The 18,485-nt window shown below is 59.1% G+C and carries 16 protein-coding genes; 5 read left to right on the top strand and 11 right to left on the bottom strand.

Annotated elements, in window-relative coordinates; translation table 11 throughout:
- Nucleotides 1-365: 365 nt before the first annotated feature.
- The 7 genes from kdgD to ACYVIS_RS14010 form a co-directional block, all read right to left on the bottom strand.
- Nucleotides 366-1,277: a 5-dehydro-4-deoxyglucarate dehydratase gene (gene kdgD, locus ACYVIS_RS14040; protein WP_232743690.1), complete on the bottom strand. Its 912-nt coding sequence runs from the start codon at nt 1,275-1,277 to the stop codon at nt 366-368.
- Nucleotides 1,278-2,475: 1,198 nt separating this feature from the next.
- Nucleotides 2,476-3,225 carry a FadR/GntR family transcriptional regulator gene (locus ACYVIS_RS14035; RefSeq protein ID WP_232743691.1) on the bottom strand — a complete coding sequence of 250 codons (750 nt, stop codon included), beginning with the start codon at nt 3,223-3,225 and terminating at the stop codon, nt 2,476-2,478.
- A gap of 194 nt (nt 3,226-3,419) precedes the next feature.
- A complete protein-coding gene (garD, locus tag ACYVIS_RS14030; RefSeq protein WP_232743692.1) occupies nt 3,420-4,973 on the bottom strand; it encodes a galactarate dehydratase in 1,554 nt (517 codons plus the stop codon).
- Between the two features lie 37 nt (nt 4,974-5,010).
- On the bottom strand, nt 5,011-5,865 hold the full coding sequence (locus ACYVIS_RS14025) for an ABC transporter permease (protein WP_370635957.1): 855 nt from the start codon (nt 5,863-5,865) through the stop codon (nt 5,011-5,013).
- 12 nt (nt 5,866-5,877) lie between these two features.
- Entirely contained in the window at nt 5,878-6,735 is an 858-nt protein-coding gene (locus ACYVIS_RS14020) for an ABC transporter permease (protein WP_232743693.1), read from the bottom strand.
- On the bottom strand, nt 6,732-7,811 hold the full coding sequence (locus tag ACYVIS_RS14015) for an ABC transporter ATP-binding protein (RefSeq protein ID WP_460874225.1): 1,080 nt from the start codon (nt 7,809-7,811) through the stop codon (nt 6,732-6,734). The genes ACYVIS_RS14020 and ACYVIS_RS14015 overlap by 4 nt, the downstream gene beginning before the upstream one ends.
- 102 nt (nt 7,812-7,913) lie before the next feature.
- The gene (locus tag ACYVIS_RS14010) at nt 7,914-9,077 is read right to left on the bottom strand and encodes an ABC transporter substrate-binding protein (protein WP_460874224.1); all 1,164 of its coding nucleotides are present in this window, start codon (nt 9,075-9,077) and stop codon (nt 7,914-7,916) included.
- Between the two features lie 332 nt (nt 9,078-9,409).
- Here ACYVIS_RS14010 and ACYVIS_RS14005 point away from each other — a divergent pair, with 332 nt between their 5' ends.
- The 3 genes from ACYVIS_RS14005 to ACYVIS_RS13995 all read left to right on the top strand — a co-directional run bounded on the left by ACYVIS_RS14005 (nt 9,410) and on the right by ACYVIS_RS13995 (nt 10,410).
- On the top strand, nt 9,410-9,568 hold the full coding sequence (locus ACYVIS_RS14005; protein WP_460874223.1) for a DUF5993 family protein: 159 nt from the start codon (nt 9,410-9,412) through the stop codon (nt 9,566-9,568).
- Nucleotides 9,569-9,587: 19 nt separating this feature from the next.
- Nucleotides 9,588-10,145, top strand: coding sequence for a disulfide bond formation protein B (locus ACYVIS_RS14000; protein WP_232743696.1), 558 nt, complete (start codon nt 9,588-9,590; stop codon nt 10,143-10,145).
- 61 nt (nt 10,146-10,206) lie between these two features.
- Entirely contained in the window at nt 10,207-10,410 is a 204-nt protein-coding gene (locus tag ACYVIS_RS13995) for a CopG family transcriptional regulator (protein ID WP_460874222.1), read from the top strand.
- 6 nt (nt 10,411-10,416) lie between these two features.
- On the opposite strand, the gene ACYVIS_RS13990 is transcribed toward ACYVIS_RS13995, so the two are convergent.
- Together ACYVIS_RS13990 and ACYVIS_RS13985 are read right to left on the bottom strand one after the other, a co-directional pair.
- Entirely contained in the window at nt 10,417-12,063 is a 1,647-nt protein-coding gene (locus tag ACYVIS_RS13990; RefSeq protein WP_460874230.1) for a SulP family inorganic anion transporter, read from the bottom strand.
- A gap of 549 nt (nt 12,064-12,612) precedes the next feature.
- Nucleotides 12,613-14,883, bottom strand: a complete 2,271-nt coding sequence (locus ACYVIS_RS13985) for a heavy metal translocating P-type ATPase (protein ID WP_460874221.1) — start codon at nt 14,881-14,883, stop codon at nt 12,613-12,615.
- A 98-nt stretch (nt 14,884-14,981) separates the two neighbouring features.
- Between ACYVIS_RS13985 and cadR the strand changes: the two genes are divergently transcribed.
- Nucleotides 14,982-15,416: a Cd(II)/Pb(II)-responsive transcriptional regulator gene (gene cadR, locus ACYVIS_RS13980; RefSeq protein WP_232743699.1), complete on the top strand. Its 435-nt coding sequence runs from the start codon at nt 14,982-14,984 to the stop codon at nt 15,414-15,416.
- Nucleotides 15,417-15,493: 77 nt separating this feature from the next.
- Complete coding sequence (locus ACYVIS_RS13975; RefSeq protein WP_232743700.1) at nt 15,494-16,807, top strand: purine-cytosine permease family protein; 1,314 nt, start codon at nt 15,494-15,496, stop codon at nt 16,805-16,807.
- On the opposite strand, the gene ACYVIS_RS13970 is transcribed toward ACYVIS_RS13975, so the two are convergent.
- Complete coding sequence (locus ACYVIS_RS13970) at nt 16,799-17,365, bottom strand: nucleotidyltransferase family protein (RefSeq protein WP_232743701.1); 567 nt, start codon at nt 17,363-17,365, stop codon at nt 16,799-16,801. The two genes, ACYVIS_RS13975 and ACYVIS_RS13970, sit on opposite strands and share 9 nt — an antisense overlap.
- 134 nt (nt 17,366-17,499) lie before the next feature.
- Nucleotides 17,500-18,483: an XdhC family protein gene (locus ACYVIS_RS13965; protein ID WP_232743702.1), complete on the bottom strand. Its 984-nt coding sequence runs from the start codon at nt 18,481-18,483 to the stop codon at nt 17,500-17,502.
- Nucleotides 18,484-18,485 lie beyond the last annotated feature (2 nt).

Here is an 18,485-nt window from a genome sequence, read left to right as displayed (position 1 = left end):
CAAACAACCGCTCCCTTGCATCCCGATCCAGGCTGCGGCCGCGGCGGACTCAAGCTCGCTCACCCCGCCTGGGCCGCCACCCCCGCTTGCATTGGAGTTTTTTGTGCCATTGCAGGCCTGTTTTTGCATGTTTATGGGGTTGTGTTTTTTGCATGCCTATAGGGCAACGTTTTTTGCATGCTTACGGGCCAGCGGTTCTTACATGCTTGCAGGTCAGCGCGACGATGAGGGGATCGCCCGGTTGTCTTTGTGTTCGTAGGGGCGGTTCTCGCAATTGCTTGTGCAAGAATCGCCCCTAACAAAACACGGAGTCAATGCACGAGGTCAATGACTCATTAAATCAGCACTCATCGCGCCTCTTCCCCTTACTGGGGCCCGAGTTTTTTAACAAGAACGGCCAGGTCGGCGCGATCCTGGTCAGTCAGGTCGGTCAGCGGAGCCCGGACGGGGCCTGCGTCGTAGCCCGCCAGGCGCGCGCCGGCCTTGACGATGCTGACGGCATAGCCTTTGCAACGATTACGGATCTGGGCATAAGGAATGAAGAAATCATCCATGATCCGGTCGATAGTGGCGGTATCCTGTTTGACGACGGCCTGGTAAAACTCCATGGCCGTCTTGGGTATGAAATTGAACACCGCCGAGGAATAGACCGGTACACCCAAGGCGCGGTAGGCAGCGGCATAAAATTCGGCCGTCGGCAGGCCGCCAAGATAGGCAAAACGATCACCCAGCTTGCGACGTATCGTAACCATCAACTCGATATTGCCCAGGCCGTCTTTATAGCCGACCAGATTGGGGCAGCGTTCGGCCAGGCGCGTCAGTTGTTCGGCATTCAACTGGCACAGTGAACGGTTATACACAATCACGCCGAGGGACACGGATTTGCACACCTGTTCGACGTGATCGGCCACGCCGTCCTGGCTGGCTTCGGTCAGATAATGCGGCATTAGCAGCACGCCTTGCGCGCCCAGTCTTTCGGCTTCCTGCGCATAGGCGATGGCGTTGCGCGTTGCGCCGCCCGCGCCAGCAATAATGGGAACCTTGCCTTTGCAGGTATCGACACCGACTTTGACGACCTCGGCATATTCGCTGGGGGCCAAGGAAAAGTATTCGCCCGTTCCGCCCGCTACAAATAAAGCACTGGCGCCATAGGGAGCCAGCCATTCCAGGCGACGCGCATAGGTGTCAGGCCGGAAATCGCCATGTTCGTCGAAATCCGTTACGGGGAAGGAAAGCAAGCCATTGGAAACCGTATGCTTTAACTCGTTGGGGCTCATTTAAAAATCCTCTTTGTCTTTGTTTAACCAAGAATTCATTCATGTCATCGTACAACATAAACGCATGGCTTTACAAGGGTTTTCCTTATAATTTGTTCATAAATTTGTGATTTATAGCGGTCAATATCATTTAATCACTTCAATTTTTTGAGTTTTGTTATGAATTATCCATATGATACGATGACGTATAACAAATAAATAAATTGGCATGCTCGCCTTACTCTGAGCTAGAGTATTTTTGGTTTAGGTGTTTACGGCGCTGAAGACGTTTCAGTCGATTTTTTTGAACCGTTCGTTCAGGTTTGAGTTGCTACTTTGGGTGGTTATTTCTATTAAGACGCCGCAGGGTGGGCGGTGCTGTGTAGTCCGGCACGTCCTGCGGTCGAGGCGCTACGCGCCCCGACTGCCCGGGTCTGCCTCGTCCAGGCGGGCGTCGGGCCAACTCGCAGTGCCTCGCGTGCGAGGCACTGCTCAGACAGGGCCCGCCGAAAGCCCCCGCCTTCCCTTCGTCAGCACCCGGCGCTGGACTACCGCCGGACTACACAGCACCGCCCACCCTGCGGCTTGCGTTGAGGCAATGCAGCGAGGTATACGTTGGGGAAGCCCCGTTGAGCCAATCACAGGCTACGTTGAGGCATCGGTCGCTTAGTAAATTCAGGGTTTGGCATATCGTGGTGTAGTGGTCACTCGATAGAGGCATGGGTGCGGGCACGTTACCTGTTCTATGGATACAGGCCCATTAACGGTAGATGCAAGCACATTGATTCCAGGCATGCCGTCTCCACAAGACATCTCTCCTTCCAGGCACACCGTTCCAGGTGCACCATTCCAGGCAATCGTTCCAGGCATGCCCTAACGTGAGCCGTCTATCGGGGCTAGGGTCAGGACCGGCGTAAGGCGTGCGCCGGATTTAGCTCGCCAAGGCGGGGGCCTTCGGCGGGCGCTGTCTGAGCCCGGCCTCGCGAGGCCGGGCGAGTTCGCCCGACGCCCGCCTTGGCGTGCTAAATCCGGATGAAGCACGCCGTGCCGGCCCTGACCCTAGCCCCGATAGACGGCGCCTTCAAATACCAAAACCGTAACTACCAAAGCTACCAACCCACCGAATCCCATAAACACCCGAACCAAAAATACCCCAGTCACGCAAAAAGCAAAACAGCGGCCGAAGCCGCTGTGTGCGAGCCCGCACAACAAGAGGCAATCAGGTCGCTGCGGGTTCGCGGGTCATGCGTTCGTAGGCCCGGCGCAGGCGCTCGCGGCTATTGGTAAGATGGGTGCGCATGGCCGCGCGAGCCGCTTCAGGGTCGTGCCGGTCGATGGCGGCGTAGATGTCTTCGTGCTCTTGATTCACGCGCTGCAAATAGGTGTGCTCATCGTTCAAGGCCAGATTCGCCGTATCGATACGGGTACGAGGGATCAGGTTCTTGCCCAATTGGCCCAGGATGTCCTGGAAGTACCGATTACCGGTCGCATTGGCGATTTTCAGGTGAAACGCCAGGTCGGCCGAAACGGCGCTGCCATCGGCCTGGTCGATATGCCCTTCGAAATCATCGAGCAAGGAACGCAAGGCTCGTACATCGTCATCGGTGCGGCGCATTGCCGCCAATGCCGCGGACTCTGTTTCGAGGCTGATGCGCAATTCCAGAACCGCCATGGTGTCGAGCATGGTGAAAATATTGTCGGCCGCCAGCCGGACGGTATGGCCGACGCTGGACTCCATGACAAAGGTGCCGATGCCATGGCGCGTTTCGACCAGGCCGGCCGCCTGCAGGCGGGAAATGGCTTCACGCACAACAGTGCGGCTGACCGCCTGTTCGCGCATGATGGCCGATTCAGTGGGCAACTTGGCACCGGGCCTGAAACGGCCGTTCTGGATGTGCTCGGACAACGCGGCCACGACATCGTCGGTCAGGCTGCGCGAACGCTTTTTTTCTGGGCCGCTGGAAATCATATTATTTATATAGTAAGTAGTTGAGCCTACAGGGCTGGATTATAGCTGCCCTTAATACAGACAGCATACCCATATACCCTTGCTCGTCAAACAATGACACCCAATGCGGCGCCCCTCCGGTACATCACATTCGAATCGCCATCGACAGCGGCACACTTCATTTTCCTGAACCGCATGGCCGGCACAATCCGCCCTCAGGTCACCGGCGCCGGGTTGAACAATGCCAGCGAATTTTGCAGTTTCCACTGTTCGGCCCATGTTTTCTTGCGCCCGCTGGCCACATCCAGAATGAACTGGAACAGCTCCCAGCCCACTTCTTCAATCGTGGCCTGGCCGGTGGCTATCTTGCCCGCATTGATATCCATGAGGTCGTGCCAACGCCTGGCCAAGTCGTCGCGCGTGGCGACCTTCACCACTGGAACAGCGGCCAGCCCATAAGGCGTGCCGCGCCCGGTCGTGAACACATGCACATTCATGCCGGCGGCCAGTTGCAAAGTGCCGCAAATAAAGTCGCTGGCCGGCGTAGCGGTATATATCAAGCCTTTTTTGCGCAGCTTCTCGCCGGGCGACAGGACGTCGACGATTGCGCTGGAGCCTGATTTGACGATGGATCCCATGGCCTTTTCGACAATATTCGAAAGCCCGCCCTTTTTATTGCCCGGGGTCGTATTGGCGCTTCGATCGGCGCTGCCGCGCTTGAGATACTGGTCGTACCAATCCATTTCCCGAATCAGGGCCTGGGCTACCTCCGGAGTGCTCGCCCGGGCAGTCAATTGATCGATGCCGTCGCGTACTTCGGTGACTTCGGAAAACATGACCGCGCCCCCTGCCCGCACCAGCAGGTCGCTGGCAAAGCCAACCGCCGGATTGGCCGTCAGGCCCGAAAAAGCGTCGCTGCCCCCGCACTGCACGCCGACGACCAGGTCGGATGCGGGGCAGCTGACGCGCTGGCGCAAATTCAATTCGGCCAGCCGCGTTTCGGCGCGCTGCATGATGGAGACGACCATGGACTCGAAACCCACGTGTTCATCGTCCTGCAAACGAACCAGGTCAGGATCGACGCGCTGGATGGCGATGGCTCCTTCGGGAAAGAGCCTGGCCGGCTGCAGTTTTTCGCAGCCCAGGCTTACCAGCAGGGTAACGCCTCCAAAATTGGGGTTGCGGCTGATATTGCGCAAAGTGCGTATGGGAATGTCGGCGCCCGGCGCATCGATGGCCACACCGCAACCGTAGACGTGTTCGATACTGACCACGTCGTCGACATTGGGAAAGCGCGGCAACAGCTCTTCCTTGATGCGCTTGACCGCATAGGCCACCACGCCCGACACGCATTGAACGGTAGTGCTGATGGCCAGGATATTGCGTGTTCCCACGGAACCGTCGGCATTGCGATAACCCTGGAAGGTGTAGCCCTCGAGCGGGGCCAGAACCGGCGCCTTGACGGTGGCAATGGGCAAGCCTTCAAGCGACGGCGGCTCGGGCATGCGCATGCGGGCCTCACTGAGCCAACTGCCCTTGGAAACCGCCTGCAAGGCGTACCCGATCACCACGTTGTAGCGCACAATGGGCGCTCCTTCAGCCAGATCGGACAACGCCACCTTGTGGCCCTGCGGTACGCGTTCGACCAGCGTCAGGCCGTCGGCAAACACCGCTCCGGCGGGCAGGCCGCCATCGTTCACGACAATGGCGACATTGTCGTTGTCGTGAACCCGTATATATAGGGGATCAATCCCTTTCTGCGTAATCATGAATACCTCTGAATAAAAACCGTAACAGCCACGGGCGCTATTCCTGCGGCTCAGCCTTGACACGGCTGACCAACTGCGTCGGGCTTACAAACTGCAAGGCAATCAGCACCCATACCAGAGTGATCACCATATAGATGATGGCCATGGCATCGATAGCCTGAGGCGCCCTCACGCCGGTCGAGAACACGGCGTAATACAAGGCCACCACCAGGGTCTGGGTATCCGGCCCGGCGGTAAAGAAAGTCAGCTCGAACATGCCTATGGTCCGCACCAGCACCAACAGTGCGGCAGCCAGCATGCCCGGCACCAGCAGCGGCACCAGCACATACCGGAAATACTGGCGCGTATTGGCGCCGAAAATGCGTGCCGCCAGTTCCAGGTTGGGGTCGAGCTGCTCTATGAACGGTGTCATGACGAGAATGACAAATGGCAAGGCGGGTACAAGATTGGCCAGAATCACGCCGCCGAGAGTCCCGGCCAGGCCAATCTTGTACATGACCGTGGCCATCGGGATACCGTACGTGACGGGCGGCACCATCAATGGCAGCAAAAAGACGAGCATGGCCCATTTTTTCCCGCGGAAGTCGACTCGGGCCAGCGCATAGGCGGCCGGCACTCCCAGCAAAACCGACAGTATCACCACTGCGCCGACGACCTTCACAGTGACCCACAGCACCGGACCCAACTGAAAATCGTTCCAGGCGCGGGCATACCACTGCAAGGTAAAGCCTTGCGGCAGAAGTGTGCCGAACCAACGCGTGGCCACCGAGTCGACGGCGACGGCCATTATCATCAGCACCACATTCAACAGGAAAAAAATGACAGAACCCCAAACCAGGTAACGCCATGATTTGGCCAGCAAGGGCGAGGATTGTTTTATTGTTTGGTTCATCTGCACACCTCGTCAGCCTTTGCCGCCGGAAACCGGGCCCGTATAGAAAGCCTTGCGTGCCGCCAGCATCGCCCCTACAAGCAACAATTGCGCAAACCCCATCAAAACCGCGATGGTGGAAGCCATGCCGTAATCGTAGGATTCGAAGGCGGCCTCGTAGGCGGCAATCGAAATGACGCGCGTCGCCCCCGCCGGCACGCCCAGCAAAATGGCCGAAGGGAACACCGAAAAGGCCTGCACGAAGGTCAGGCAGGCCGCCATGGTCAGGCCGGGCGCCAGCAGCGGCAGGTAAATTCGCCGAAACTGTTCCCAGGGCGTAGCCCCCAATGTGGACGCCGCTTTGGCCAAGGTGGGATCTATGCCGGTCACGTAAGACAGTATCAGCAGGAAAGAAAAGGGAAAGCCCGAGATGATCAGCGACAGCAGAACCCCCCAGTAGTTATGCGTCAGGCGTACTTCGCCGCTATACAGATTGAGTCCATGCACCGCCTGCGAAAACCAGCCATTGGGAGCAAAGTAGCTGAGCATTCCATTGGCAATCAGCACTGTACCCAGGGTAACGGGCACCACCAGCAGCGTGGTCACCCACTTCTGGTAGCGCGATTTGCGGCGCAATACAAAGGCAATCGGCAGCGATGCTGCCACATTGATGATGGTGGCCGGCACCGCCAGATTCAGGGTAATGACCAGGGTGTACCACTGACGCTTATGGCTGAAGAAATCGATATAGTTGGCCCAGATGCCATGCCCGTTCATCGGTTGAAACGTAAGCATGAACCCATAGGCGAAGGGATACACAAACAGGGCAATAATGCACAGCAATGCCGGTGCAAGCAGCCAGCTGCGCAAATCACGGGGAAACGGACTCATGCGTGTTCCCTCGCATACACCAGCGCCTTTTGCGGCGAGATATGCAGGCATACCGACTGGCCTGACTGGAAATCGCCGCCCACACGCGCATAAAGCGGGCCCACCGCGGAACGCAAGGAAAGCAGGGAGTTGTGGCCGCCGTATTCCACCGCTTCGATCTGGGCCTCGAACGAATTGGCGGCGCCGCGCTCGCATACTTCGAAATCTTCGGGCCGGATCGCCACGCTGACCGACGGCCCGCTGGACGGCGCGAGCAGGGTTCCGGACAGCGATACGCCGTTGGCCTCGAAAGAGGCGCAATCTTCCCGTGCGCCGCTCAAGGTAAAGTCGAGCACATTGCGATAGCCCATGAAACGCGCCACATGCAAATTGGTAGGCCGGCCGTACACTTCCCGGGGCGTGCCGACCTGCTGCATCACGCCCTCGCGCATCACCACGATACGGTCGGCCATGGACAAGGCTTCGTCCTGATCGTGCGTCACATAAACGGTAGCGCGATCGAGCTGGCTGTGTATGCGCCGGATCTCGGCGCGCATCTCGATGCGCAGCTTGGTATCCAGATTGGACAGGGGCTCGTCCATGAGAACCACTGGAGGCTCGATCACGATCGCGCGGGCAATGGCCACGCGCTGCTGCTGGCCACCGGACAACTGGCCAGGCAGCTTTTTCTCGTGGCCATTGAGCTGAACCAGGGACAAGGCGGCGCGCACGCGGCGGCCGATCTCGCTTTTCGAAACGCCCCGCATTTTCAAGCCGAATCCCACGTTGTCCACCACATTCATATGGGGAAACAGCGCATAGCTTTGAAACACCATGCCAAAGCCGCGCCGTTCGGGCGGCAGGACGTCGATGCGCTTGCCGTCCAGGGTAATACTGCCCCCCGACAAAGGCAGGAGACCGGCCAGGCAATTGAGCGCGGTGGTTTTCCCGCAACCCGAGGGGCCGAGAAATGCAATGAATTCCCCACACTCGATCTTCAGATCCAGACCTTTCAAGGCGTCGATGCGATTCCCGCTTGCGTCGGCAAAGCTGCGAGTGACGGAATTGAGATGCAGGGTTTTAAAAATCTGTGTCATGGTGTGGATGCGTGATTGACGAAGCCGCCCGGCAGGTACCGGGATCAGACCGGGCAGGTGCCCGGCGGCCACCAGGACCGCCGGCACAAGAACGTTGAATACTTACTTCAGAGCGCCGATGTCGGAGTCCCATTTCTGGAAAGCGGCAACCATGGTCGTCGCATCCAGCGGCAAGACATGGGGATAGTCGGCCAGCCATTGGGCATATTCGGCGCGGCCGTATTTCTTTATGACCTCCTGGCTATGCTCGGGGGCATCCTTGATCGTCACGTTCTTGATGGCTGGGCCGGGATAAAAGTAGCCATCGTCATAGGTCATGGCCTGCTGCTTGGGCTCAAGCATGAAATTCATGAGCTTGAACAGGATTTTCTGTTTGGCCGCGGACACGCCTTTCGGTATGACCATATAGTGGGCATCATTGACCCAGGTCATGTGATCAAAATGCTGCACCTTGAACGAAGCCGGCACCACCCCCAGCGCACGGGGGTTGATGTCCCAGCCCGTGACGGTCACCGTCATGTCGCGCGACCCGTCGCCCAACTCTTTCATGACGGCGGAAGTGCCGCCGGGATAGTACGGCACACAACTATTGAGCTGCTTCAAATACGCCCAGGTCTTGTCCCAGCCGTGGATAGGATCGCTCGGATTCTTGTCACCCAGCAAATAAGGCAGCCCCATCAGAAAGGTGCGGCCTGGCCCGGAATTGGCCGGGCGCGCATAAATGAACCGCCCGGGATTGGCCTGACACCACTTCAGCAATTCTTCCGGGGTTTTCGGCGCGGCCTTCACCTTGTCGGGGTTGTATTCGAGCAAGGGGCCCGCGGGCATGTACGTGACCTCCAGCCCATAGCCTTGCGCCAGACCTTGCATCTTCAGCGGACCTGGAGCGTAGTTGTCCATTACCCCCGGAAACGCCGCGGCCTGATCGGGCAAGAGCTTGATCCACAGGTTCTGCTGTATGCCGGCGGCCAGGCCGTCGGTGCCGGTCAGCACCAGGTCGATTTCAGCGCGGCCTGCGGCCTGCATGGCCTTGATCTTGCCCGGCAATTGCGGTGCGGGGGCATTGGTAAATGTAATGCGGGAAACCAGATCGGGATTCTGCTTCTGGAAGTTCTCGAATGCCTGTCGAGTCAGCGCCAGATTGCCGGCGATATCGACAATATTGATTTGCACCGGCTCGGCCTGGGCCTGTGTTCCAGCCCACAGGCCCAGAACCAGGGAACCGCATAGTGAAAGGCGTTTTAGCGAGTTGCTGCGTGGTCTCATGGTGTCTCCCACATAAGGTTATTTATAAAAACCAGCCTTTATGAATTTAATCCAACTGCGCTACTTTATACAGGACGTACGATGTCTGTCAATGAAATATTAGCCTTACAGAACCATGAAAGAATTAATTTAATCTTATTTATAATTAATGACTTATATATTATTTTGTTTTTACAAAGGGTAATTACCAACAAAAAAAGATATGTTTTAAAAACTTATACTATGAATAAAACCCGGGCCATGACAGCAAGAAACAGTCTAAGGGAAAACCTTTATAGCATCCCTCCAATACCATTCGTTACATTGTGTTAGTTAACAGATAAGGTACTTTTATGATCATGATGCTGCCCTTCCTGACCGGAATCATGTCAATCTGGTTTGGAATACGGGGCCAACGCCGGGCATGCTTGTGGTTCTGGCTGCTCAGCTCAATTATCTTCCTCGCCTGGTGCAAGGTCCACATGAATGATCCCTTGATCTTGTCGCTTTAAGCCTTCCTGGTTCATATCCGTGCACTTTCATACCGATTCTTTTCATGTATCGCGCTCCGTCAACTCGCTGGCGCTTCTGGGCGTATGCGGCGTGCTCTCGTTCGCGTTTGCCTGGCAATTGATCTTCCACGAGCTGCCCTGCCCCCTGTGCCTGCTGCAGCGAATCGCATTCATTCTGACCGGAATCGGGCTGCTGCTCAATGTGCGGTTCGGTCCCGCTCCGCTGCATTACGGCGTCACGATCCTGTCGGCGCTGGGAGGGGCTTTTGCCTCCATCCGCCAGGTGGCGCTGCATATCGGGCCCGGGGACCCAGGCTACGGAGCTCCGTTTCTGGGCCTGCATTTCTATACCTGGGCGCTGCTCGCATTCGTGGCGCTCATTGCCTATTGCGGCCTGATGCTCAGCCTGGATCGCGCCAACGCCGAATACACCATGCCGCGCACCACCGGGCCTTATGCGCGGCTGATCATGTGGCTGTTTTTCCTGCTGGTCCTGGCCAACCTGGGGTCCACCCTGCTCGAATGCGGTTTCGGAGCGTGCCTGGACAATCCGACCCACTATTTATGGCTGCGCTGATTCGCGAGTGTCTGCATCATGCATTACAATTTAATTATCATTACTGACACTTCAAGTATTTATGGAAAACAAGACCGCCCGCCTTACCGTCTTGATCGACCCACATAAAAAGAAAGCCTTCGAAGGCTTGTGCGCCGCACAGGACATCACTCCTTCGCAAGTCGTACGGCAAATGATCCGCGACTACCTCGCCCAGCACGGGGTCACATACGGCAAGGCTGCCGCCACGTCCAATCCCAAGATCAAGACATCCGTGGGCAAATAGAGGTTTTCAGGCCGGGATCGCGCCGCAAGCGGTCATGGCCTGCGCCAGCGTTCCCACCACGTTCTCGCGACCCAGCTTGTCGATCAGCCCCATCTTGCCCAGCTTGCGTTCCACCCGCGCATTTGCCTCGGTCAGGATGACACGGACCCGTTGTCCGTGCCAGTCGTGAACCACAGACTCAAGCGCCTGCAGGCCCGTTGCGTCGATAAACGGGACTCGTTTCAAACGGATGACCAGAAACTGCAAATCGGCCTGCGCACTGTCGAACGCCTGTTCGAAGGCCTCGACGGCTCCAAAAAAGATGGGCCCCTCTACGGCACAGACCCGCACCCCCGCAGGCAGGCGGGTAAATCCTTCCAATGACAGTTCCCTATGGAGATCCTGCTCCGACTCCTCATGCACCACGACGCTGGCCGCCATGCGCCGCAAAAAGTGCAGCATGGCCAGCACTACTCCAATATTGACGGCCACGACCAGGTCGGCGAAAACCGTCAGGCAAAAAGTGACCAGCAAGATAACCACATCGGCGCGCGGCGCCCGCCTGACCAGCCTGACGAAGTGCCGGGCTTCGCTCATGTTCCATGCGACCATGAACAAAATTGCCGCGAGCGTCGCCAACGGCACATTGGCGGCATAAGGGGCCAGGAACAGAATAATGAGCACCAACGTCAGCGAGTGCACAATGCCGGCCAGGGGACTCGTGCCGCCATTGCGGACATTAGTGGCAGTGCGGGCAATGGCACCGGTTGCCGCAATACCGCCGAATAAAGGCGACGCTATATTGGCAAGGCCCTGTCCAATCAGTTCCTGGTTCGAATTGTGGCGCGTCCCCGCCATGCCATCGGACACGACCGCCGACAACAGGGACTCGATGGCTCCCAGCATCGCAATGGCAAAAGCCGGACCGATCAGTTCGATGATACGCGACAAGCTGATCGCCGGGATCTGAAACGTTGGCAGGCTACGCGGGATCCCGCCGAAGGTAGTGCCTATGGTGGCGACGCTCTTGAACTCGAACACCGATTGCAGCACCGTCACTACGACCAAGGCCACCAGGGGTCCGGGGACACGCTCGAAGCGAGGAATCCTGGGAGTAAAGATCACCAGCAGCAGCGACAGCAGAGACAAGCCAGTAGTGGCCGGATCGAGTTGCGGAAGCGCTTGCAGGAGATGCCACAGCTTTTCATGAAAATGTTCGCCGCCTACTTTGGGCAAGCCGAAAAAATCCTTCCACTGGCCCACCCAGATAATGACGCCTATGCCTGCGGTAAAACCGGCGATCACCGGCGCCGGAATAAATTTGATAATGGCACCCAAGCGGGCCAAGCCAAAGCAAAACAGTATGACGCCCGCCATCAGGGTGGCAATTTGCAAGCCATCGACGCCATATTTGGCGGTTATCCCCGCCAGAATGACGATAAACGCGCCGGTCGGGCCGGCGATCTGGATTCGGCTGCCGCCAAATATCGACACCGCCAAACCTGCCACGATGGAGGTATACAGCCCCTGCTCGGGCTTGACCCCCGAAGCGATCGCGAACGCCATCGCCAGCGGCAAAGCCACCACGCCGACAATCACGCCGGCAACAATATTGGAGAACCAGTGCGGCCGCCGCAGCAGGCCTGCACGATACGCTTCACGCAGGGCAAACATCATTATTCTTGATGGACCAATTGAATGTGGTTTACATTATAATGTTATGCAAATAAAAGTTGCAGAAACCAAATACGGAAGTGTCATCGTGACGCAACACCCTGCGTCTCGCCATGGGGCCGCCACGCTTCTCTCGCTGCATTGCCTCAACGCAAGCCGCAGGGTGGGCGGTGCTGTGCAGTCCGGCGGTAGTCCAGCGCCGGGTGCTGACGAAGGGAAGGCGGGGGCCTTCGGCGGGCCCTGTCTGAGTGGCGCCCCGCATCGCGGGGCGACGCGAGTTGGCCCGACGCCCGCCTGGACGAGGCAGACCCGGGCAGTCGGGGCGCGCAGCGCCTCGACCGCTGGACGTGCCGGACTACACAGCACCGCCCACCCTGCGGCGTCTTAATAGAAAGAACCGCCCACACAGACTACACAGCAACGCACAATCCAAAGTCATCGCCCCAGCCGGTATAGGCAGCTCAAATTCACACCTCAAGCCTAAAAACAGCTCAAAACGAAAGTCACTGAAACACGCTCAGCGCCGTAAACACTGGAACCGAAAATGCGCTAACGGCGCAAAAGCCTCAACGCATTACCCACCACCAACAAGCTGGCGCCCACATCGGCGAATACAGCCATCCACATGGTACCCAGCCCAAGCAGCGTCAATGCCAAAAACAGGACCTTGATACTCAACGCCAGCGCGATATTCTGCACCAGCACCGCATGGGTACTGCGCGACAGACGCACAAAGCGGGGAATCTTGCGCAGATCGTCATCCATCAAGGCAACATCAGCCGTTTCAATAGCCGTATCGGTGCCCATCGCCCCCATGGCAAAACCGACATCGGCGCGCGCCAGCGCGGGGGCATCATTGATTCCATCGCCGACCATCCCCACAATGCCCCGCGTGGCATAGCCGTCGATAGCCGCCAGCTTGTCCTGCGGCAATTGCGAACCCAACACCTCGGTTATGCCCACCTGGGCCGCAATCGCTTGGGCCGTATGCGTGTTGTCGCCCGACAGCATGACGGTGCGCACCCCCATTTCATGCAGATCGGCAATGGCCTGGCGACTCGATTCCTTGACCGTGTCGGCCACGGCAAACAAGGCCAGGGCCTGGCCGGCACCCGCCAGCACCACAGCAGTCTTGCCTTGGCGCTCAAGCGTATCGAGACGCGCCTCAAGCGCCGGTGAGCCATAGCCGGACTCGCGGATCAGACGATAATTGCCCAGCAGATAGAGGCTGCCATTTATCGTGCCGCGCAGGCCGCCGCCTGCAACGGCCTCGAAACCCGTTACCGGAAGCAAGTCTTGCCCGCCTGCGCCGCCCGCCTCGACCCCATCGGCCATATGGGCCGCCGCTATGGCGCGCGACACCGGATGATCGGAGCCGCTTGCGAGGCTTGCGGCCAAACGCCGGCACGCCGCGGCATCGAGTCCGGCCAAAGGCTCGAAATCGGTTTGCACCGGCTTGCCCTGTGTGATGGTGCCGGTTTTATCCAGAGCCACGAGCATCAGCTTGCGCCCCTGCTCCAGGTACACGCCGCCTTTGATCAGAATGCCATGCCGGGCCGCGGCAGCCAGGCCACTGACTATGGCCACAGGCGTGGAAATAACCAGCGCGCAGGGGCACGCAATAACCAGCAGTACCAGCGCCTTATAAGCCCAGTCCAGCCATGCGCCACCCAGGAACAAAGGCGGCAACAGCGCCGCCAGCAAAGCCAAGCCGCAGACTATGGGCGTATAAATCGCTGAAAAGCGATCGACAAAGCGCTGCGTAGGCGCCTTGCCGGATTGCGCCTCTTGCACCGCGTGAATAATACGCGCCAGCATGGTGTTGTCCGACGCCGCCACGACACGGTATTCGAAAGCGCCCGCGCCGTTGATGGTGCCCGCGTAAACCTCATCGCCCACTGTCTTGTCCACAGGCAGGCTCTCGCCGGTGATCGGCGCCTGATCAAGCACCGAGCAGCCCGAAACAATCACGCCGTCGAGCCCGACCCGTTCCCCGGGTTTGACCCGCACAATGGCGCCGGGGGTAACCTGGGCCGCTTCAACCTCGGCCCAGGTTCCGTCGCCCTGTCGCATCGTCACGGTTTCGGGAACGATCTGCATCAGGCTTTCAATCGCATGGCGCACGCGATCAAGCGATCGGGCTTCGATCAGCTCGGCAATGGCGAACAGCACCATGACCATGGCCGCTTCGGGCCAATGCCCCAGCAACACCGCGCCACTGACGGCAATGCTCATGAGCGCATTGATATTGAGCGTGCCGTTGAACACCGCGACCAGGCCCTTTTTATATGTGCCCAGCCCGCTGAACGCAATGGCCGAAACGGCCGCGACGACCGATAGCCAGGGGGCATACCCCCACCAGCTGAACATTTCAGCACACAATGCCAGCGCTACGCCCAGCGCCAGAGGCCACCAATGCCTGGCAGGCGCATCCACCGATTTGCCTTGCCTCTGGCCGGCGCCAGGCAGTTCGGGCGTAAAGCCCAGAGAGCGGATGGCGGCAAGAATCGGCGTCTCGGAATCGACGGCATGATCCACGGTCAGCACCCGCTGCATCAGGTTGAACTCGACGGCGTGGACGCAATCCATGCTCTCGAGCTTCCTGCGTATCAGGGCTTCTTCAGTCGGACAATCCATTTGCATAATACGCATGGCGGTGCGCGTGCCTCGTTCGTGGAAAACAGGACGAGCCAGCGCGGCCAATGCGGCATCGCCCTGGACGCAGCAGCCCCCGGCCGCCGCTGCATGCCCATGAGACTCGTGTTGGTGGACCGAACCGCCTCCATGGTCCGAATGGCCGCAATCTCCGGCTTGCTTCATGATGTCCCCAGACAAAGGATTTGTATTTCGCCAGTAAACACCTTAAAGTAACTACAAGGTCAACCCTTAGTCTTTTTTACGCGATGCCGGAGCACACCATGAAAATCGGCGATCTCGCCAGACTGGCCAATTGCAGTACAGAAACCATCCGTTTTTATGAAAAAGCGGGGCTGCTGCCTGCGCCCGATCGCAGCGACAGCAACTACCGCAACTACCAGACCGCCCATCTGGAACGCTTGCGCTTCATACGCAACTGTCGAACGCTGGATATGGGCCATGACGAAATACGGTCCTTGCTTGGGCACATGGATGATCCCGGCGGCGGCGATTGCGGACCGGTCAATAGCCTGCTCGACGAGCATATTCATCACGTCGCCGTGCGCATCAAAGAACTGCAGGTCTTGCAGGAACAGCTGGCCACGCTGCGGCGACAATGCGGCACCGAACGGCCGATTGAAGACTGCGGCATAATCCACGGCCTGGCATCCATGGAAACCGAGGAAAAACATCCTTCGGCGTCGCATCTGGGCTGAGCAACCCGCGTATCTGCCCTTATCATTGGCGGCAGTATCCAACTGACTCGACGACATACTCAAGGAACAAACCGGACGTGACGAACTCTTCCTCCTCGACCCCGGGCAACCAGGCACTGACGCCACTGCCCGCATCCGCCCGCGTTTTTGGCTGGACCGATCACGCTTCGCTCTGGTTCAGCCTGGGTGTCGGGCTGCTGGTCATGCAGATCGGCGCCTACCTGGCGCCCGCTATCGGCACCCGGGAGGCCTTGCTGGCGGTGGTGGCAGGCTCCCTCATAGGCGCCGGACTGTTGGCCTGGGTCGCCAAGGTGGGCTGCGACTGCGGCCTGTCCAGCGCCGGTCTGATTCACGTCACCTACGGCCGCCACTTCGCGCGCCTGCCGGTTTTCTTGAACATCGTGCAACTATTGGGCTGGACCACGTTCGAGCTCGTGATCATGCGCGAAGGTACTGCGGCCATAGGAAAACACGCTTTCGGCCTGCATCTGGACAGCGGCTGGGGGCTGATCCTGTGCACGGTATTCTGGGGAGCCGTGCTCACCGCGCTGCTGGCGGGATCGATGATCACTCTGGTGCGGCGATTCGTCAGCCGCCTGGGTCTGCCGCTGGTCGTGCTGTCACTGCTGTGGTTGAGCTGGCAGTTTTCCAGCCAATTGCAAACCACGGGACTGGCCACGCTCTGGAACCGCCAGGGCGACGGCAGCATGGGCATGTTTTCGGCAATCGACCTGGTAATAGCCATGCCCGTGTCGTGGCTGCCTCTGGTGGCCGACTACGCCCGCTACGGCCGCCGCGGCCGGGGCGCCCTGGGAGGAACCTGGCTGGGCTACACCGTCGCCAATATCTGGTGCTACGGCCTGGGCGTGGTCGTGGTCAGTGTGGCCAATCCCGATACCGATCTGGTCAGTGCCTTGTTGCTGGCGCAAGGCGGCCTGATTGCCCTGGGCCTGATCCTGGTCGACGAACTCGATAACGCGTACGGCGACGTATATTCAGGCTCGGTCTCGGCGCACAGCCTGAAGCCAGGCTGGAGCATACGCCGCTGGGGATTGCTGCTGGCGGTGGGCAGTACTCTGCTCGCGCTGGTGCTGCCCATGCACAGTCTGGAGCCTTTCCTGCTGCTGCTCAGCTCAGTGTTCGTGCCGCTATATGGCGTGATACTGGGGCGCCTGGGTTTCGGGCATGCCGCATTCGCGCCGCAGATCCGCAAAATCGATGCCTTCGCCGCGGGCCTGTGGCTGCTGGGCATAGCCACGTACCATGTCCTGGCGCAATGGGCACCAAATCTGGGTTCTGCCCTGCCTACCCTGGCACTTACCTTTGTGCTGGCGGCGCTGACACGCGGCAAAACAAGACGGGCCGAATCAGGCCCGGCGGTTTCATTCTGACGCGGGGGCCAGATCCTCCGGCCGGTCAATATCGCGCACGCTGCCTGCATCCTCAACCGGCAGCAGATACAGGTCGGCGTCCCGCAACAGGCGGCGTGCGCCTTCGTCGCCCTTGAGCGCACACAAAGCGTGATAGTAGCGATGTGCAAACCAGACCGGGTGGCCGCGTCTGCCCTGGAACACCGGTGCCGCCAAGGCATGCCCTTTTGCCGCCTGGACCAGATCCGATAGCGTGCCGTCCTGGATATACGGCATATCGGCCGGCATGATGAGCCAGCCCGCCGCCGCGGGCCGCTGCGCCACACCATAAGCCAGGCTATGGCCCATGCCCAGGGCGGCATCGGGGCAAAAGGCCGCATCGATTCCGTGCTTGTCCAGGATTCGGGCATGCTCCACGTCGCCCGCAGCCAGCACGACCAGCGTATCGGGAATGATTTTTTTCAGTTTGAGCGCTGTGCGCAAAAACATGGGTATTGAATCGACAAGCTCCAGGCGCTTGTCTCGTCCAAATCGCCGCGCACGCCCGGCGGCCAGAACGATTGCCGTACTTTTTTCCACTGCGAGGCTCCTTTCGGTGGCTGGTTGACGGGCGGCCACAAGGGTCGCCTCTACGCGATCCGTGCAAATATCCATCAGGACAGTCGGCATATCCGCGTTACGACATTCATTGCGATATTCGTGATGACGCCGAATTATGATGCTTTGGGCGTGAAGGCGCAGGCGCTGGCGGGGGAGGTGTCCTTGGCGGCATTGCGAAGCGCCACCAGTTCGGCCAGGATGGATACGGCTATCTCGGCCGGCGCGCGGCTGTTGATCGGCAAGCCTATGGGTGCATGCAGGTGGCTTAGCTCCTGCTGTGTCACATCGAGCGTCAATAAGCGCTCGCGCCTGGCCTGGGTGCTTGCCGCCGAGCCGATGGCGCCTATATAGAATGCCTTCGTCTTGAGAGCCTCCATCAGCGCCATGTCATCGATCTTGGGATCGTGGCTAAGCGTAACGATCACCGTACGCCGGTCGGGCTTGAATTCCAGCACGGCATCATCGGGCATGCCCGCCAGCCACTGCGCACCCTCCGCATGCCAATTGCGCTGCTGCTCTTCGCGCGGATCGTTGATATAGACCGCAAAATCCAGGGCCGGCGCCATTTGCGCCAGACATTCCGACACGGCACCCGCGCCGATGATCAGCAGGCGCCAGCGCGGCCCGAATACCTGCACCATTTCGGCGTCACTATAGCGAACCGCAAAATCGGCGGCGCCGGGTTTGACACTGACCGCCCCACTGGCAAGGTCGACATGCCTTTCCAGCAATTCCCCCGACTCGATGCCGGTGCAGAGCATTTCAATGCTGGCCGGATCATGCAAACGCTCGACCACCAGTTCGAGCGTACCCCCGCAAGGCAGGCCGAAGCGACGCATATCGGCCGCGGCAATGCCGTAGCGGGCTATCGACACCCCTTGAGGAAAGGCCGCGGTAAAGCGCGCCAGCAAATCGTCCTCAATGCAGCCGCCGGATACCGAACCGATGAAGTCTCCGGCGTTGGAGACCGCAAACAGCGATCCCGGCGGCCGCGGCGCCGACCCCCAATTGCGCACAACCGTCGCCAGCGCCACAGCCTTGCCTTGACGCAACCACTTGAGCACACTTTGAAGAACTTGATAGTCGACTGAATCCATGA

The organism is Paralcaligenes ginsengisoli (assembly GCF_054781135.1).
The sequence above is the reverse complement of the archived record's forward strand: the minus strand, read 5'-3'. Positions and strand labels throughout refer to the sequence as shown.

Excerpts from the sequence above, each read along its gene's own strand:
- kdgD (WP_232743690.1), bottom strand. The coding sequence starts at position 1,277 with ATGAGCCCCAACGAGTTAAAGCATACGGTTTCCAATGGCTTGCTTTCC.
- ACYVIS_RS14035 (WP_232743691.1), bottom strand. The coding sequence starts at position 3,225 with ATGATTTCCAGCGGCCCAGAAAAAAAGCGTTCGCGCAGCCTGACCGAC.
- garD (WP_232743692.1), bottom strand. The coding sequence starts at position 4,973 with ATGATTACGCAGAAAGGGATTGATCCCCTATATATACGGGTTCACGAC.
- ACYVIS_RS14025 (WP_370635957.1), bottom strand. The coding sequence starts at position 5,865 with ATGAACCAAACAATAAAACAATCCTCGCCCTTGCTGGCCAAATCATGG.
- ACYVIS_RS14020 (WP_232743693.1), bottom strand. The coding sequence starts at position 6,735 with ATGAGTCCGTTTCCCCGTGATTTGCGCAGCTGGCTGCTTGCACCGGCA.
- ACYVIS_RS14015 (WP_460874225.1), bottom strand. The coding sequence starts at position 7,811 with ATGACACAGATTTTTAAAACCCTGCATCTCAATTCCGTCACTCGCAGC.
- ACYVIS_RS14010 (WP_460874224.1), bottom strand. The coding sequence starts at position 9,077 with ATGAGACCACGCAGCAACTCGCTAAAACGCCTTTCACTATGCGGTTCC.
- ACYVIS_RS14005 (WP_460874223.1), top strand. The coding sequence starts at position 9,410 with ATGATCATGATGCTGCCCTTCCTGACCGGAATCATGTCAATCTGGTTT.
- ACYVIS_RS13995 (WP_460874222.1), top strand. The coding sequence starts at position 10,207 with ATGGAAAACAAGACCGCCCGCCTTACCGTCTTGATCGACCCACATAAA.
- ACYVIS_RS13990 (WP_460874230.1), bottom strand. The coding sequence starts at position 12,063 with ATGTTTGCCCTGCGTGAAGCGTATCGTGCAGGCCTGCTGCGGCGGCCG.
- ACYVIS_RS13985 (WP_460874221.1), bottom strand. The coding sequence starts at position 14,883 with ATGAAGCAAGCCGGAGATTGCGGCCATTCGGACCATGGAGGCGGTTCG.
- cadR (WP_232743699.1), top strand. The coding sequence starts at position 14,982 with ATGAAAATCGGCGATCTCGCCAGACTGGCCAATTGCAGTACAGAAACC.
- ACYVIS_RS13965 (WP_232743702.1), bottom strand. The coding sequence starts at position 18,483 with ATGGATTCAGTCGACTATCAAGTTCTTCAAAGTGTGCTCAAGTGGTTG.